The organism is Bacteroides sp. NSJ-48, assembly GCF_014287405.1.
GTDB classification, from domain to species: Bacteria; Bacteroidota; Bacteroidia; order Bacteroidales; family Bacteroidaceae; genus Bacteroides; species Bacteroides stercoris.
The window spans coordinates 99,940-117,623 of sequence record NZ_JACOOD010000004.1; the positions used below are offsets into that span (position 1 = coordinate 99,940).

14 protein-coding genes and 1 riboswitch are annotated in these 17,684 nt (G+C 56.4%); of the genes, 13 read left to right on the forward strand and 1 reads right to left on the reverse strand.

Annotation, left to right across the window (positions count from 1 at the left end; all coding sequences use genetic code 11):
* Nucleotides 1-44 precede the first annotated feature (44 nt).
* Nucleotides 45-233, reverse strand: a riboswitch (cobalamin riboswitch).
* Between the two features lie 91 nt (nucleotides 234-324).
* From H8S52_RS03295 to H8S52_RS03335, 9 genes are all read left to right on the forward strand, one after another.
* Nucleotides 325-5,094 (forward strand): hypothetical protein, encoded by a 4,770-nt coding sequence (locus tag H8S52_RS03295; protein ID WP_004293579.1) that lies wholly within the window; start codon nucleotides 325-327, stop codon nucleotides 5,092-5,094.
* A 51-nt stretch (nucleotides 5,095-5,145) separates the two neighbouring features.
* Nucleotides 5,146-5,433 carry a hypothetical protein gene (locus H8S52_RS03300; protein WP_004293578.1) on the forward strand — a complete coding sequence of 96 codons (288 nt, stop codon included), beginning with the start codon at nucleotides 5,146-5,148 and terminating at the stop codon, nucleotides 5,431-5,433.
* Nucleotides 5,434-5,438: 5 nt separating this feature from the next.
* Nucleotides 5,439-5,762, forward strand: a complete 324-nt coding sequence (locus H8S52_RS03305; protein WP_004293577.1) for a hypothetical protein — start codon at nucleotides 5,439-5,441, stop codon at nucleotides 5,760-5,762.
* 110 nt (nucleotides 5,763-5,872) lie between these two features.
* Nucleotides 5,873-6,550, forward strand: coding sequence for a hypothetical protein (locus H8S52_RS03310; RefSeq protein WP_004293576.1), 678 nt, complete (start codon nucleotides 5,873-5,875; stop codon nucleotides 6,548-6,550).
* Nucleotides 6,543-7,475: a hypothetical protein gene (locus tag H8S52_RS03315; protein ID WP_004293575.1), complete on the forward strand. Its 933-nt coding sequence runs from the start codon at nucleotides 6,543-6,545 to the stop codon at nucleotides 7,473-7,475. The genes H8S52_RS03310 and H8S52_RS03315 overlap by 8 nt, the downstream gene beginning before the upstream one ends.
* Nucleotides 7,472-8,365, forward strand: a complete 894-nt coding sequence (locus H8S52_RS03320; RefSeq protein ID WP_004293574.1) for a hypothetical protein — start codon at nucleotides 7,472-7,474, stop codon at nucleotides 8,363-8,365. The genes H8S52_RS03315 and H8S52_RS03320 overlap by 4 nt, the downstream gene beginning before the upstream one ends.
* Nucleotides 8,355-8,921, forward strand: a complete 567-nt coding sequence (locus H8S52_RS03325) for a hypothetical protein (protein WP_004293571.1) — start codon at nucleotides 8,355-8,357, stop codon at nucleotides 8,919-8,921. Before H8S52_RS03320 ends, H8S52_RS03325 begins: the two co-directional genes overlap by 11 nt.
* Nucleotides 8,918-11,500 (forward strand): hypothetical protein, encoded by a 2,583-nt coding sequence (locus H8S52_RS03330; protein WP_117513712.1) that lies wholly within the window; start codon nucleotides 8,918-8,920, stop codon nucleotides 11,498-11,500. The genes H8S52_RS03325 and H8S52_RS03330 overlap by 4 nt, the downstream gene beginning before the upstream one ends.
* A gap of 114 nt (nucleotides 11,501-11,614) precedes the next feature.
* Nucleotides 11,615-12,109: a hypothetical protein gene (locus H8S52_RS03335; RefSeq protein WP_017140885.1), complete on the forward strand. Its 495-nt coding sequence runs from the start codon at nucleotides 11,615-11,617 to the stop codon at nucleotides 12,107-12,109.
* Nucleotides 12,110-12,217: 108 nt separating this feature from the next.
* Here the strand turns inward: H8S52_RS03335 and H8S52_RS03340 are convergent, their stop codons facing one another.
* The gene (locus tag H8S52_RS03340) at nucleotides 12,218-12,376 is read right to left on the reverse strand and encodes a hypothetical protein (RefSeq protein WP_008672739.1); all 159 of its coding nucleotides are present in this window, start codon (nucleotides 12,374-12,376) and stop codon (nucleotides 12,218-12,220) included.
* A gap of 14 nt (nucleotides 12,377-12,390) precedes the next feature.
* Here H8S52_RS03340 and H8S52_RS03345 point away from each other — a divergent pair, with 14 nt between their 5' ends.
* From H8S52_RS03345 to H8S52_RS03360, 4 genes are all read left to right on the forward strand, one after another.
* On the forward strand, nucleotides 12,391-13,650 hold the full coding sequence (locus H8S52_RS03345; protein ID WP_004293566.1) for a hypothetical protein: 1,260 nt from the start codon (nucleotides 12,391-12,393) through the stop codon (nucleotides 13,648-13,650).
* Nucleotides 13,651-13,724: 74 nt separating this feature from the next.
* Nucleotides 13,725-14,792 (forward strand): phosphoesterase, encoded by a 1,068-nt coding sequence (locus tag H8S52_RS03350; protein ID WP_004293565.1) that lies wholly within the window; start codon nucleotides 13,725-13,727, stop codon nucleotides 14,790-14,792.
* Nucleotides 14,780-17,104, forward strand: a complete 2,325-nt coding sequence (locus H8S52_RS03355) for a hypothetical protein (protein WP_004293564.1) — start codon at nucleotides 14,780-14,782, stop codon at nucleotides 17,102-17,104. The genes H8S52_RS03350 and H8S52_RS03355 overlap by 13 nt, the downstream gene beginning before the upstream one ends.
* Nucleotides 17,079-17,564, forward strand: coding sequence for a crossover junction endodeoxyribonuclease RuvC (locus H8S52_RS03360; protein ID WP_004293563.1), 486 nt, complete (start codon nucleotides 17,079-17,081; stop codon nucleotides 17,562-17,564). Before H8S52_RS03355 ends, H8S52_RS03360 begins: the two co-directional genes overlap by 26 nt.
* Nucleotides 17,565-17,684: the final 120 nt, after the last annotated feature.

The window sequence follows — 17,684 nt, forward strand, 5'->3', positions numbered from 1 at the left end:
GGCATTCCGTATCTGATCGCAACCCGATTTTCTCCCGCGGGTGTAAATCCTTTTCCGGTCATGGCAGGTCTTCTGACTCGTCCCAGTCGTCGCGCCTTCCCAGCATTACACCAGTGGCAGGTTGCGGCAACCTTGAGGGGACTTACAGCAACGGGTACTGTCCCGGATTCTCACCGGATTCCCTTTTCATCCGTGGCGGCGAACCGCCCGGAACCATTTCCAATTACAAAAATACAAATATTTTTTATAATAATATCATTTACACGAAAAAAAATCCGCAACCTGCCGGAATCATTCCGCACTATACTTTCAGAAAAAGGTTTCATGGCAAAGATTCTCATCGCCCGGGGACAGGCGACCATCTATGTCCAGAAGGACGGGTATACCATAACCCAGTCTTTGGGTGAATACGTGTTCCCCGCGGATGACACGGGGAAGATTCTCTCGTCCGTCACTCTCACCTCGACCGTACGGGTGATGTGCGGGGACGAGGAACTCACGGCCTTTACCATCGGTGCGGTGGGTAAGCCGGCGGGATTCTCATCCGTTACCGTCAATAACGGCACGAAGACCTTAACCTACGTTATCACCGCCGGTACGACGACCCTCGCCGACCACGGAACAATAGATATTCCCGTGACAATTTCCGGTATTGTCTATCATCTGTCGTTCGTCTGGTCGAAAGCCAAGGCGGGTATCCCGGGCAAGGACGGGGTCGATGCCGACATGCTCGACTGGGTCAAGGAGTGGAATACGGGTAAGACGCTCATCAACGGCAACACGGTCATCACCCCCAAACTCTTTGCGGGCACGAAAAACAGCGACGGCACCGTCTCCGGGATAGCCATAGGCTCGTTTACACTCAATACGAAGACCTCCTCGGGAACGATCGCCGCAGAGGCGGTAAACGGCATCTATGGATTTAGGGATGGCTACAAAACCTTCTATGTAGATAACGGCGGTAACGCCCAGTTGGGTTATGGCGACCAGTATGTCAGGTATAACGCCACGACAGGCAAGGTCGAGTTCGGCAGCGGAGTGAGTCTGAACTGGGTCGGTGCGACCTACATCGACAAGGACGGCGTCTTTACCGGAACACTCTCGGCCGATACGATTAAGACGATTTCCATCAGTGCTTCCCAGATCACATCGGGGATTATCGCTGCGGCACGCATCGACACGGCGGCGTTGAAAGCCTCCTTGATTACCGCCGGAAACATCGAAGCTCTGACCTTGAACGTTACAAAAGGGAAAATCGGCGGCTGGACGGTGGATGCCGACTCCCTTTACCGGGGTACGAAGAACAACACTGTGGGGAGCTGCACCTCTGCCGCAGGTAGCATTACGCTCGGCTCGAACGGTATCCGGGGCTATAAATGGCGGCTGGATGCCTCGGGAGCCGGAGCGGTCGCGGGCGGCAACATCGCGTGGGACGCTTCGGGCAACGTCACGTTCGCCTCGACGGTCAGTGCCTTGTGGACGGCACCTATCGGCTCCCTCACCACGGCTTTGGGCGGCAGCGGCTATCCCAAGCTGACGAAGATCACGGCCGACGGAATCTATACCGGCAGTATCACCGCCTCGCAGATTACCGCAGGAACCATCTCCGCCGACCGCATAGCGGCAGGCAGTATAGCGGCCTCGAAGCTCGATGCCGCCAGCATCAGGTCCTCCATCATCAACACGGACTATATCAACGGCCTGAGCTGTACCTTCACCAAAGGAAAAATCGGCGGCTGGATGATCGGGGCTTCGGCCCTCACTGCCACGCATATCTCGATAGACAGCGGCAACAGACGCATCGCGGTGTACGGGGCCAATTCGGGTGTCGCTAGCGGGCAGCGGGTGCAGCTCTACTACAACAGCGACACGGACTTCGGGCTCTATACCACGGACAGTGCAGGGTACTGCGTGGCACAGCTGGGTTCGAGCAACAGCATAGCCGGCTGGACGATCGACACGACTTCCATTCGCAAGGGCAACGTGTCGCTGGGCAGCGACGGCTCGATCATCAACTCCACGAAATGGAAACTGAACAACGACGGTTCGGGGCAGATCGCCTCGGGCAACATTGCATGGGACACTGCCGGGAACGTTACGTTCGGGGCTTCCGTATCGCTGCAATGGAAGAACGACATCGAAGCGGCCAAGGTTACGAACTTCGGCTATCGATATTACAAGAAACTCATCATCAACGGCGACGAAGCGACCTATTATCCAGTCGTTTTCAAAGGTGGCGACCAGAACATCAAACGTACCATTCTCGTCCGTCGGGGATATGCCGAGCAGGCTCCGGTCTCGTGGAACACATCCACGCACAAAGGAGGTCTGATCGTACTTATCAAAACCAACTTCGGCGGTTGGGGTGGCATTGCCTATTCATGGGATATCTATGACCTTTCCGAGACCTACTGCCGGATGTTCGCCGGGGCGCAGCTGTGCGGCAACTACTGCATGTTCGCCGTCTTCCTGCGTGGCGGCGGCGATACGGGTGCCGTGTACCACCTCTACTCCGACCAGCCGATAGAGAGCAGCAGTTATAGTCCTTCGCCGATTCCGGCAGCTCCGCAAATCGCTTACGGCAACGACCTTATCTTCCAGAGCGGTTCCACACAAGCCTATGCCCCCGCGCCGCGCACCCTCACGGCTGCCGTCGAGGAGGAGATCCGCCGCCATCGGTTCATTGCTCTGGCGCAAAGCACGGACAGCACGCTTGCGGCGCACCCGCTGACCTATATCGGCTCGACAGGGATTTACACGGGCACCCTTACCGCGGCGCAGGTCAACGCCGTGGCGATCGATGCCGGCAGTATCAAGACGGGAACACTTTCGGCAGACCGTATCGCCGCGGGCAGCATCAGCGCCTCGAAACTCGATGCCGTGGGTATCAAGTCGTCCATTATCAATACCGATTACATCAACGGTCTCAGCTGCACGTTCACGAAGGGCAAGATCGGCGGTTTCTCCATCGGCAGTGACAACATGACCATAGGGAACGTCGGAGCTGTGGGTGCCATCCCGTTGCAAATCCGTTCCGCCTCCACGGGCAGCGGTTACTGGTACACGGGAGCCTACAAGCCGCTGGGTATATGCCTTACGTGGTATCAGAGCAGCAATGCAGGGCATATCGTCCTCGGGCAGGTGGCGGCATCCGGCAACAGTGTCAAGACCGGATTCATAGGTCTTCAGATGATGTCATGGGACAATCTGGAATACTTCTGCCTCTCGGTGAACTATACCAAAAGCGGCAGCAAGGAGGTATACAACCGTATCGCGGGGTGGGCCTTCGACCACAACCATATCTGGAAAAACAACATCTCGCTGGGCAGCGACGGATCTATCGCCAACTCCACGAAATGGAGTCTGAACAACGACGGGTCTGGGCACATAGCCTCGGGTAATATCTCATGGAATGCCGCCGGCACGGTTACCTTTGCCGCATCCGTATCCGCCCAGTGGACTACGGGCATCACGACGGCGCAGGAACTCGCTTCGGCCATGGCGTTCGGGAAGATGCTCTACCGCGACCCGACTTTCTGGAACGGAAACAACGGTGTCGTGGTTTACAACAACTCCCAGAACGGTATGGTGACCGTTACCCGGCAGCAGGATGCCACGGCACCCAATGACAGCAAGTATGTCCTGAAAATCCAGACCAGCGGCAGTGCCAGCCCTCGCAACGGAGGCTTCTATTTCGGGGCGAAATGCGGTTACCGCAAGGTGCTCGTCGCCCGCATTATCGCCAAGATCCCCGCCGGCAGAAATCTCTGTTGGGCGACGAACAGCGTCGGCACGGGAGGTTCGCACCGGTGGCTTACGTCGAACGCCGGCACGGGCGACTGGAAAGAATACGTCTACAAGGTCGTGTGCGGCACCGCCGATTTTTCCAGCACCCATTTCTTCTACGTGGACGGCACGCAGGGGACTTCCGATACGCCTGTCATCTGGTATGTGGCCTATGCCACGGTCTTCGACCTTACCTCCACGGAGAAATACACGACCACCATCGATGCCAACGGCATTTACACGGGAACCGTACGCGCCAACCAGATTATCGTGGATTCCGCCCTGACTGTCGGAGGGAGCAGCTATAACGGCAGCATCTCCGTCAAGGATGCGAACAATAGCGTAAAGGTCACGCTGGACAGGAACGGTATCACGGCCGTGAGCGGCAAGATCGGCGGCTGGATTCTCGGAACAAGCGCCCTGACCGCTTCGGCTCCGGCCTCGGGGCACCGCATCGTTATGGGGGCTTCAGGATATATTTACCACGACAACCCTTCCACCGGAGTAAACTATTGGGCGCTGAACACGGACGGTTCCGCCACGTTCGGGTGCGGGAAAATCTCCTTTGCCAATGACGGATCGGGTTATCTGGCCAACCAGAATATCAAATGGGACGCCTCGGGAAATGTCACGATGACGGGCACCATCAACGCCAATGCCGGCACCATCGGGGGATTCGTCATCGGTCAGGGGCGCATCGGCTCGACGGCGACAGGAACCGGCTCAGGCGGCGGCCTTGCCATCTACGACGACCTGTTCCGCGTGGGGGACACCATTTCGTATGTCCTGTTCGGCAGCAACACCATACCGGCATCCGCCGGCGGATCATGTGCCACCGGACGTATTGTGAACAACAAGGTGAACAGCATCTTTAATAACAACTACGGGCTTTATATCGATGTCAAAAACGGTAACCGTAACTACGGAATATGGTCCAATGCCTCTGTTATAGCCCCTGCCTGCATCGGCAACAAGATCAAGAATGTCTATTTCACAGGCAGCGGTTACACGATCGATTTCTCGCAGTTCAACATCTTTTTCGTTTATGCCAACCAGAAGTACAGCGTGACCCTGCCGTCGGCATCGTCCGTGGCCACCATGTTCGGTTACTCGACTCTGCCGTCGGACTTCGCCTGCATATTTACCCTAATTTACAACTACAACTGGGGGAATAGCCTTGTATTCACCAATATCCGTAACCACAACGGGGATCTTGCCAGTTACACGTTAGCCAAGGGAGACTCCATTACGGTATTGTGCGCCAATTACCCCTCGTTCCATTACCAGATATTAAATCACTCTTATTAAAAACTTTTCTGCTGGGAATATCCCTACACTTAATAAAAACAGAAGCGAATTATGAACATCACCAACGTAACGGTAACCAAGGTTGCCGAAGAGAGCACGGAGAATGCCGACTACCAGTTGGAATATTCCATCGTCAATGACGCGCTGACCCGCGTCCACGCCTCCATCCGCAAGAAGGATACGGATGGCTCGGGGAACGCTCCGCAGATAGGTATCATCTACATGGAACAAGGCGTTATTTCATGCAACATTCCTATGGGAGAGCCGCTTGCACCCCTGTTTCATGATTTCGATACCATGATCGACGAAATAAAAAAGAGTAACGTACAAAATGCATAAATAATATGGAACTGTCAGTCAAAGACCGCCTTTACCTGCCGTCCTTTTTGCCGGCACGGGGCAACTTCAAGGACTTCAACCTCAAAAAAGAGATTCTGCGCAAGATCGCCATTCCGGACGAGGAGCGCAAAGCCATCGGTCTTCACGAGAATGCCGAGGACAAGCGCATCGAATGGGATGTGGAGAAGGAGAAACCGCTTGCCGTGGAGTTCTCGGGGGACGAGATGGAGTATCTCCGGAAAGCCTGCGAACGCATCTCGGACGAGGAGCTTCCGGACGATATGTGGGCTACCGTGTCGCGCATCTACGATTTCATTCAGGAGAAGTAAACCATCCTTTCTTTCTGCCGCTACTCTTTTGAAAAGAGTGCCCGGTCGTACTCTGATGTATGGTCGGGCTTTTTGTTGAAGTATCGTTCATGGCAAGACAGGACATAACAATGGACGCCGAATACGGTGAGGTGGAGACTTCCGGCAATATCGCCGGCAAGAGTTTCTACGACTTCCGCCTGCTCGATGCCGTCGCGGGTGCGGACAACGACACCTTCCGCTACGGAGAGATTACCGTCCCCGTCGGCTTCGTGTACACGTATAACGACGGCAAAGGGTTCCATGTCAGGATTCCCTATACGCCCGACATGCGCCGCCTGACGGTCCGTCTGGTTATGGAAAGCGGTTCGGGCGGCACGGAGTACCTGAGAAATCCTGCGACGGGCAAACATTGGTTTCCCGTCGTGGCGGAGACGGAAGCCGGCACGGCCGATATCGCCCTGGCCGCATTTTTCTCCCTCAATGAGAAGGGAGTCTACAACCTGCTGTCACGGGACGGTTACCTTGCCGTGTACAGCGGCTCAGAGACCGACTTCGAAATAGGAGCCGCCAAAGCCCAGAACGAGACGTTTCTGCTGAAAGCTTCAGCCGGAAATCTCTACCAACATTCTACGACAGGTGTCGGCCTCGTCGACTACCTGCATTCGAGTCTGGAAAACAACGGTCTTGCCGCCAAACTGCAGTCGGAATTCCTGTCGGACAAGGTCGTCATCAAGAATGCCTATATGGATTCTGCCACGGGAGAGCTGCTTTTAGAAACCGAGGAAAAGGAGGAGAACGATGGGTAAGTACAGGGTCGTAGCCGGACAGAATATCTACGATGTGGCCCTGTACCTGTACGGCAGCATCGAGGGAGTCGTGGATTTGCTCATCAACAACCCCGATCTCTCCTTCGCCACGACATTGACTGCCGGCCGGGAACTTGTCTACACGGACGATTTCGTTATCCGCGCCGATGTAGTCGCCTATAACGGGTTGCACGGCATCGTCCCCGCTAACGGTGAACGGCATGTCTATCCCAAAACGTTCACCTTGCCGCTTGCTGTCGTCCTCACGCTCGCTGCCGGGATCATCACCGTGCAGTGTGCCGTTTCCGGTGCGGGACAGCTGGAAATCGACTGGGGCGACAACAGCGACACCGAGACCGTCCTCCTCGCGGACACGCCGCAGCTGCTCACCCATACCTTCGACAACAAAGTCAGGGACAGGCGTCGTATCCGTTGGTTTACCGATGCCTGCTTCCGGAGTATCGACTGGAGCGGGCTCAAACCGCGGTCGTTGGTACTGGTGCAGACACTGCCGGTGGAGGAGCTGACGCTCACGCACGCCACACTCTCCTTGGAGAGCCTGCGGCTGCTTTCCGGAACCTACAGCCTGAACCTGTCGAATTGCGCGTTGGCCGATCTTGCACCGCTTGCCGAATGCCGGGAACTGATGACACTCGACCTCTCCGCCGCCCGACTGAAACCGACAGTCATAGATCATTACCTGACAACCCTTGTGGAACATTACGGCGACCGACGGAATTGCACGGTCATTTTACCTACAGCCCCGACGGGAACCTATCGGGAGCCGGACCGGGATACCGAAACGGGGCGCTACCGTATCGCCTCGGGCATGGAAGCCGTATGGGTCATCCTGCACGAGGAGGCCTGGAATGAGGGTGGCGCGTGGAAATTCATTATCGACGATATAACCTATACAGTGGAATGAGCCGGACGATTAAGGAGATATACAATGAAGCCGTGCAGGAACGCAACCGGCGGCTGGAACTGACGGAGTTCGCCAGCGACTCGAAGCTGTCTGTCATGAACGGTATCCTATGGACCGTAGCCGCTGTCATCTACAGTTTCGAGACGCTGCTTGATGTCTTCGCGGTGGATATCTCGGAAGCCATCAACAACCGGATCAACGGCACGCCGGACTACTACGCCAATGCGCTGCTGCAATACCAGCAGGGCGACGAGCTGACCGTCCGCGAGGACGGACTGGCTTTCGGGTATGCCCAGGTCGATGAGACCAAACGCATCATTACGCAGGTCTCCTATGTGGAGAGCACGGACGACAGCAACCTCGACAGCAAGCTGGTACTGAAAATCGCTACCGGCACGAAAGGACATCTGGAAGCTATTCCCGCCGAGGAGCTGGTGCCCATCAATGCCTATATCGGCAAGCTGAAATTCGCCGGCACACGCATCGAGGTCATCTCGACCAAAGGCGACGTGCTGGTGCCGCGTCTTACGGTCTTCTACGATGGTGCCGTTCCCGAGGCGGAGATGTACGACAGCATCGAGACCCGTATCCGGGACTACATTATGGGCATCGACTTCGACGCTGCGGTCTATGTCTCCCGCCTGACGGATGCCATACGCCGTGCCGAACACGTTACAGACGTCTATATCGACGAGACGGCAATCCCCGAGCAGGGCGTGTTTATTGCTTGCCACGATACGGACGGGCAAATCCAGCCCCTGCAACGTGTCGGCCGCATGACATACACCGCCTCGGGCTACCTGAAAGAGTCCTCGCGCAAGGACGAGGAGTCGGAACTGCCGACCTTCCGGGAAGCCATCACGCTCAAAGTCGAAAACCATGAGATATAAGCTGCCCATAGACCGTTCGGTGAACCGGCTCGTGCCGCACTACCTGTCGGGACGGCGGTTCATCCTCTTCGTGCAGAGCTGCCTCTATCCCTTGCAAAGCCTGAACGAACGGTTCCGTACGTTTGCACGGGAACGGCATATCGAGGCGCGCATGACCTCACAGGTCATCTATTTCGAGTGGTTCCTGAACTACCGGTTCGGTAAATACATCAAGGACGGCAAGGACCGCATCTTCATCAAGGACAGCACGAGTGTCGGTGTGGACCTGTACCACGAAGGGGCGGAATACCAGCGTCCTTTCACCGTATGGTACAACGGGGAACAGGTTACAACGGACAATGAGGCGGAACGCCCCCGTCCGTTCTACCTGCTGGCGGAAGAGAAGCTGATCAACAAGGTCAGCTTCATGGTCTGCGTCCCGCCCGTCACCATACCTCCGCGGGAACTGGTCTATATGCTTTCCTATGTGGTGAACACCTATAAGACAGCAGGCAAGACCTACCTGATCAAGATCGACGAAGACGAATACACCCCCAATAAGAATACAGGACAATGAAAGAATATATTGCGGAAACCGGCGGACGGTATACCTACTCGGACGATATCCTGAACTTGCAGGAACTGGCTCTCAGCATGAGTGCCGTTTTTGACGGCTGCTCGGACTTCATCATCTCCGGATGCGAGATCGAGGGTCCCCGCGTCTCCCCGGGTTATGTCTGGCTCGGCGGAAAGGTACGCCGTTTCGACGGCTGCGCCGATGCTGTCTATCCCTATTATATATACGAAATCAACCGGCATGAATCGGTGGTCTACGCCAATGAGGTCAACAAGCGCGGGCGTACCTGTTATCTCTGTGCCGGAGCCAAGGCTGTCCCGGATACGGTCGATCCGGTTACTGACAAACTGCCGGCGGCCATCGAGGTGACGGAGAGCTATGCACCCCGGTTCATCGACAAGTTCTTCGGCCGCTATGCTGTCCTGCTCGATACACCTTTTGCCCGGCAGACCGTCAAGAAGGATCTGGTGCTGGCCGGAACGTTCACCGGGCAGAAAGAAATCAGCTCCAAGACCGCCGTCTCCGTCAGCGGCGGGAACGGCTACATGCTCAAAGGCATCGTCAAGGCGGACGGCCATGCCGCCATCGGTGCCTACCTGCACGGTCTGCTTGTCAACGAGATTGTCATCCGGACGGACGGCACGTTCAGTTTCATGAAACAAGGCAAGGAACTGGCCAGGGTTACGGAAGACGGCATATCCTGCGGTACTTCGCTGAATGAAAACGCCCGGATCGGGGCTGTCCGCATCAAGGGATACGACATTTATAACACCTCGGATGTGACGGATGAGGGTTGTATCCGTATCAATTACCACGGCACGGAGGGCGGCGGAACAAAATACCGTGACTTTGCCGTGCATGACGGAAAAGCCTGCACCACACCTGTTTTGAAAGTCATCGGGCGTACCGCCACCCTGCAGGTCGGCGGACTGCTCTCCCTGCAAAGCACCGGACGGGGTATCGATATTCAGAATACCGCCTATACGAAAGACAATGCCAGGCTGACAAACCTGATTACCTGGCGTGACAGTGCCGCCGCGCTGCTCGCCACCGTCGGTTTCGACACCGCTGACAGTTTCCGTTTTGCGCTGAGGAACGTTCTGGGCGACATCGTGCTTGCCCCTTTGGGAGCGGTGGATGTGCTCGGTACGCTTAAAATCAACGGAAAATCCGTGTCCGACACCTATGTGACCGTCAGGGCCTTTACGGAGGCGATGGGAAAGAAAGTGGATGTGGTAGAAGGCAAACAGCTCTCTACCGAAGACTTCACGACCGAATACAGGAAGAAACTGGCGGCTATCACTACCGGAGAACTGACGGAGGGCGGCGAAGGTTATGTCACATCGGGAACCGTCGCGGCGGCTTTGAAAATGAAACTCTCCGCCGACGGGAACCTTTCCGATGTCATGGACAAGGCTGCCGCCCGGAAGAATATCGATGTCTATTCCAAAGCGGAAGCCGGGGAGGTATTTCTGGAAATCTCCGAAGGATTGAAGGAGCTGGTGCGCCTGACGGCGGACGAGATCAGCGGGCTGACGGCAGAGGAAGCCGCCGAACTGAAAGCAAAGCGGCAGGCGGCCGTCAGGGATACCCTCGATGCCGAAAAGAAAGGTATCGGGGAGCTGAAACTGGCCAAGACCTCGAACCTGTCCGACCTTCCGGACAAGGGCAAGGCACGCAAGAACCTCGAAGTCTATTCCACGGCCGAGATAGACCGGATGATGGACGGCAAGCTCGGGACTGACTCCGCTTACGAGGGCATTGTCTTCACAGCCGAACTCAGGGACAAACTGCTGGAAATCAAGACCGGTTCGTTCGCCTACATAGATGAAGGTGGCATTTCGCACGCGCAGGTCGAGGGATACGTGATGACCTCGCAGGTTGTCAGGGAACTCAAGAAAAAGGCGGAACGGCTGATGGGCGGCTACAACGCTTCCGAAAAGGATACCATCGCTACCAACCTGAACCTGTATACCAAGGTCGGGGCGGACGCCCGCTTCGCCGCGCTTGAAAACCTGTTCCAGGATTACATCGACTTTTTGACCGGGCAAGGAAAATCCCCCATGGAAGCCCGGCAGCTCCTGCGGAACAAGTTGGACGTGCTGTCCAAAGACGAAATCGTCAAGGACTACCTGCGCAAGGACGGCAAACTTTCCGACCTGTCCTTGCCGACAGCGGAGGCGAAACGGCAGGCCTGCCGCGCTATCGGAGCCGCCTATGCGGAAGAATACCAGCCCCTGCTGGCGGATACGGGATGGATGCACATGGAGAACAGCGGCTCGGGAACAGATACCCAGGGGCTGTTTATCCGCCAGATCGGGAATATCGTGTCCATACAGGGGTATATCAATACCGCACGCAGGGACGGCAGCAACTGGGGCGGCATCGTTGCCGTCATCCCGAACAAGATACAGCCCCCGAGATACAGCGTGCGCTGCAGCGCCGCTGACTGGAACGATGACCACAAGTACAACCGGGGCTCCTCGTTCACCATCTACGGCGGTTCGCGCAGGATACAGCTTTACGAGCGCGGTATGTACAATGTCAATGTAGAACTCAACTTCACCTATTTTGTATAGTCATGAAACATAAACTCAATGTAAACGGCGATATTGAAAGCCGCCGGAGGATTGCGGAGCGCAGGAACGTTCCCGTCCGTGAAACCGTACAGCAAACCATTCAACCGCAACATCATGAAACAGAAGAAAATCAGGCGGCAGCCGCAGAAGAAACCGTCTCCCCGGCAGCAGAAGCCCCGAAAGCGAGAAGACGGAAGACCGCAGGGGACGCTTAAGCGCTTTCCTTTCGACGAGACACGGATAGGCTTCATGCTCCGGTATGAGATGCCGGTAGTCTATCATCTGCTCCGCAGGTTATGCGCCACGCAGCAGCCCTTCGAGCCGGACTGGCAGGTCATACGGTCGGTGGCGGAGGCATCGAAAGACCCTTCCTGCGGCAAGGCGAAGTTCCGCCGCTACCTGGACGAGTACCGCCGGGACGGGGTCTATTGCCGGCGCGGGAAACGGCTCACGCCGGAGCGCAAAGCCTACTATGAAGGCATATGCCGCCGCAAGAGAGAAGAGTATATCCGCCGGAACCGCAGGAGGCTGCTTGCCGAAGCGCGGAACGCGCCGGGCGGCGACAGACTGCTCGGAGAGATTAAAAGCATTCTTAAAATGAAACGGTAATGCGCTGAAGGACAATGCCGGTGAGAAACATTCATGTACATGTATGGCTGTTCCGGGTAATTTGCCTAATTTTGTATTCCACGGTCGCTGCAAGACCTTTCCATATTGTCAAATGAGTATCCTCTTTCGGGATACGGTCAGCGAGACATCCTCTCCCAATTTTATCAGTTGAACGCGGACGGTGCAACCGAACCCGTCCGTCCTGTTACCAGTTTCTTTGCGATGCGGGTATACCGTGTCGCATTCTTCGGGCATTTTTAAATCCATAAAACAAAGCGTTTATGCAAGAAGAAGAAAAGAACAACGGCATGGAAGGCATGTCTGTCGAGGAAATGTTCCTCGGCGTTCAGGAATCTTATCAGGAGGCACAGTTGCGTGCCCAGGAGGAGAACAGGGCGTTCGCCCGTACGGAGTTCTTCCGCATGGACAAGTTCGGGACTTACCGTCTCCGTATCCTGCCCATCGCTCCCAATCCGGACGGCTCGCCGACACGTCCGGGCTATGAGTATCCCGTCCACCAGCTGCTTCTGGAGCTGGAGAAACCCGCTACGGGGAACAAGCCCCAAAAGATGTATGTCACTGTCACCCGCGCTACCGATGCCGGATATAGCGTTGATCCCATCGAGACTTACCGCCGCATGGCCGTCGAAGCCGCAAAAGAGGACGGGGACGACAAACTGGCGGAAAAGATTGCCGGGGGCTCGTTCGGAGGCGGTCTGAAATACAGTTACGGCCACTGTCTCTATGTATTCGACCTGGGTGAACGAGCCAAAGGCGTGCAGATGATGACCCTTTCCCATGCCCAGTTCAAGGATCTGGATGAGAGGAAGTTCAAGCTGTGGAGCAAGAAACTGGCCAAGAATCCGTCTTACCCGTGCCCGATTTCCTCGGTGTATGACGCCTATCCGGTGGAGATTGAAAAGCGCAAGAACGGAGCCAAGACCGAGTATGTCATTTCCATTGACAACGAATCGGAACCGGTACCGTTGACCAAGGAGGAGCTGACCGCCCTGATGGGTGCGCCGCGTATCCCGGAAATCATCTACCGCTACACCCGTTATCATCTGGGAGCCACCGTCGAGTTCCTCAAACAGTGCGACGGTATCTACGGCATGTCGCTCATGGAGACGGATGAAATGAAGACGGTCATCGACACGCTGGACGGTGAACTGCCCAAGGAGGATATATCCGCGTTCTCGTTCGACCGCCGTACGAAAGATAACAGAGAAAACGGGCGTGAAGGCGGAGGCATCTCGCTGGACGACCTTTTCGAACGTTATGACGAGCTTCAGCGGCAGGAACTCGGTGAGAAGACCGAGGAAGGCCAGGAGCTGCGTGCGATGATCCGCGGCTACATCGAGCAGGAAGGGCTCTCCGTGCGTGTCACACGCTCCACGAGCAACCGGGAACTACTCGACCTGATCGAAAGCGAGATGGAGGGTCCGAAGCCCAGTGACGAACCGGAGGATGTCCCCGGGGAGGAAGAAGAGCAGCCGGAGGAAACGGAAGAGCGTGCCGGGCGTCCCCGCCACCGCAGATAAGCCTTTCACAAGTTCTTGAATTCTAATCCGACGGGAGGCATCCGGGCCTCCCGTCCTAATCACAATCACTTAGTATGAAAGAGAACAAACCCTGCCTTTTGTTATTGAATGACATCCACATCTCGAAAGACAACATCCCTGCATTCCAGGCCAACTGGCAGGAGGCCATGGGAATTTGCAGGGAACGGGATATCCGGGAAGTGGTTGTCGGAGGAGACCTGTTCTTTTCCCGTGCCGCCCAGACACTCGATGTCCTGCTGGCCGTCAGGGATATGCTTGTATCCGCCGCGGACCATGACATTCATGTCACGCTGGCGGAAGGGAACCACGACAAGGTGAACCAGGAATCCCTGCGCGGATATTGTCATGTCTTCGACCGGCATCCGAATGTGACTGTCGTGGATGAGTACCTGACCCTGTGCCGCCCGGAATGGAAGTTCGCGCTCCATGTAATGAGCTATTTTCCGGAAGACGGCTCTTTTGCCGAAAGGCTCGGACGATTGGCTGCGGAAGCGCTTTCCGGAGAACCGGAGCACTTCCTCTACATCCATGAGGGTATCAACGGGGCATTGGCACAGCCTTCGGAAAAGGAACTGCCTGCCAGGATATTCTCTCCTTTCGACAAGGTCTTTGTCGGCCATTACCACAACCGTACCGTCATTCCGGGGACGGGAATCGAATATATCGGTTCCTCGCGCCAGCATAACTTCGGGGAGGACGAGGAGAAAGGATACACGGTGCTGTATACGGACGGCACGTACGAGTTTGTCAAGAACCGCGTGAACATGCGGTACCGTGTCATGGATATGCCGGCGGAACGTGCCGGGTTGCACCTGATGGACGAGCTGCGTGAAATGGAGGCCGATGGTCGCTACAAGGTCAAGGTGCGTGTCCATGCACCTGCCGCCGCGATGAAATCGGTGGACAAAGCCGCCTTGCTGGAAGCCGGAGCGGCGAAGGTAGAACTGGTTGCCGATGACGAGCAGCTGCCGGAGGCGGTATCCTCTTCGCTCTTCGAGAAATTCGACAGCCGCCGCATCCGGGAAACCTACGAGGACTTCTGCCGGGAGAAACAGATCGAGGATGTGTCGATGGGATTGGAGTATTTATCTAGAATAGAAAACAGATCATGTGGAAATTAAAGACGATAGAAGCCGAAAATCTCTGCGCCTTCCGTTCGCTGTCCTACATGCTGCGGCAAGGCGTGACGACATTGATTTTCGGCGATAACCGGGACAATGAGTCCCAGCAGTCGAACGGGGCCGGCAAGTCTGCCCTGTTGGAATGCATTGCCGTGGGTATCACGGGCAGCCCGCTTAGAAAGATACGCTCGGAGGAGATTATCAACGATGCAGCGGAAGAATGCCGTATCGCTTTGCGTTTCATCAACGATTCCGCCGCCGAGGAACTGCTCGTCAACCGCCGTATCCCGCGCAAGGGGGCTTCCTCTGTCAGCTGTACGCTTTACCGTGGCGGCAAGCAGGTGGTAACCGATGAAGCGGTACAGCCTTCGGTGGATGCCTATAACCGGTATATTCTTGACAAACTGGGTATCACACGCGACGAGCTGCTCAACAATTTCATCCTTTCCAAATACCGGTATGAGGATTTCCTCTCGTCATCGGACAAGGAGAAGAAAGAGGTCATCAACCGCTTTTCCAACGGTATCCTGGTGGATGAAGCCATCGCCAAAGTGGAGGAAGACATCGTGCCGCTCTCTGAAAAGAAACGGCAGGTGGAACTGGAACTGGCCGGGTTGGACGGGCGTATCGGGATGTTACAGGAGCAGATACGCAAGGAGGAGGAAGCCGGAGCCGAGCGGGGGCGTACCCGTGTGGAACGTATCATGGGACTGGAAACGGCCATAGCGGCCAAGAGGGAGCAGATCCGTACCGGGCACGAGAACGTGGACAGGCTTGAGGAACAGCTTGCCGGAGTGCAGCGGGCGGACGAGGCTTTGCAGGAACTGGAAGCCGGAGATACCGCATTGGAAGCATGTCTGGAAAAGATAGCGGAAATGATGTCCCTCTTTCCCGATGCCCGGCAGACGGACTGGGACAAGGTCATTGCCGAAAAGAAAGGACGGTTACAGACCGCCACAGAGCGGCTGAAGGATTGCGATGCCGTCTTGAAGCAGGCGGAACAGGAACTGAAAAACAGGACTGACGGCTGGGAACAGTTCAAGAAGGAGTATGCCGCATTCTGTGAGGCATACAGGGATCAGTCCGATACGACTGCGGAGAGACTGCGGGAAATCGACATCCGTCTGCGCGACCTGTCCGGCAGCATCGAGGAACTGCGTCATAAACGGCGTATCGTTTCTGCCGGTATTGACGGCCTCTCGAACAAACTGGCCGGCTCCATCACCTGTCCTTTCTGCGGGCATGAGTTTCTGGTGGCAGAACCACAGTTCGACATCGAGGCCGGCATGAAGGAACTGAAGCTCCGTCAACGGCAGCTCACGGAAATCAACGGCCGTATCGATGAGAAGCAGGAGGAGACGGATGCCGTGGAGTTGCAGCAGAACCGGCTGAACCATGAGCGCCGGATATTGGAAGGCAGACGCACCGGATGGGAGGAGCAGCTGGCCGGGCACGAACGGGCCATCAGGAATGCCACCCGCCACGTGGAAGAGGTGGAAAGCGGGCATAAACGCATCGCTTCCGAAATTACCGCCCTGCAAAGTGAAATCGAAGGTGTCCGCCGCAAGGTATTCGACGAGGTGTTCGGATTCATAGACGAGCGCAATGCCGCACTGAACCGCGGCATACGGGTAGGCAAGGAAGATATACAGGCTGCGGCCTGCGCCATCGACACTTTGCAGGCCACGATCCGGGAGCTGGATGAGGCGGCTTCACCCGACCTCATACAATCGCTCAAGGACACTCTCCGTGAAACGCGCGGGAAGTCCAACGAGGCGGCAGGGCGCAAGACGGCCGTCGATGCCCGGGTCCGTGCCCTGGAGATACAGCGGGAACGGTTCGTGCAGTTCAAGACCTATCTGGCCAACACGAAAATCGAGGCGCTCAGCCGTATCACCAACGAGTTCCTGCAAGACATCGGCAGCGACATCCGTATCCGCTTCGACGGGTATACCGTCCTCAAGAGTGGTAAGGTAAGGGAGAAAATCTCCATCTCACTGCTGCGCGACGGCATGGACTGCGGCTCGTTCGGCAAGTTTTCGGCAGGCGAAGCCGCCCGTGTGAATTTGGCGACCATCCTTGCCATGCAGAAACTCGTGAACAGCAACTGCGACGGGGACAAGGGACTGGATCTGCTCGTGCTGGACGAGATACTCGAGGCGGTCGATGAAGCGGGGCTGGCCTCCATGTTCGAGGCGCTGAACTCGCTCGGCGGTACCGTGCTGGTAGTCTCGCACGGGAATGTGGCTGAAGGGTATCCGCATAAACTGGTAATCGTGAAAGAGAATGGCGAATCGAGACTCGGAGAATAGCGTACTGACCCGGGAGCAGGTACTGGCGCTGGACATCGCCACGCATACCGGATACTTCTCCCTGCATGAGGCCGGGACATGGAACTTCACCGAAAGCAAACGGCGCAACGGCAACAAGATGCACGGCGCTTTCAGGACTACGCTGCTCTCGCTGCTCCGTCGTTACGGCATCCGCCGCGTCGTGGCCGAGGATGTGAGCGTGAACCGCCATTTCTACGACATGCGGCGGCTCTCGGAACTCAGGGGTATCCTGCTCGAAGTGTGCGATGAACTGGATATCCCGGAACCGGAGTTCGTCAACCCGGCTGTCCTCAAGAAATGGGCGACGGGAGACGGACACGCCACCAAGACGCAGATGGTCGCGGCCTGCAAGGACAGATACGGTATTGTCCCGGTGGATGACAATGCGGCGGATGCCTGCCACCTCTTCTACTATTACATCCGCAGGCACAGGCTGTGACAAGCCGACAACGGTTTGGATTTTTTCCGGGCGGCGGTAATGCTGCCGCCCGTTTTTTCAATTGACGCTCACGGTAGCTGACAGATTAGGACATGAGATTCATTATCAACCTTTTCAGTC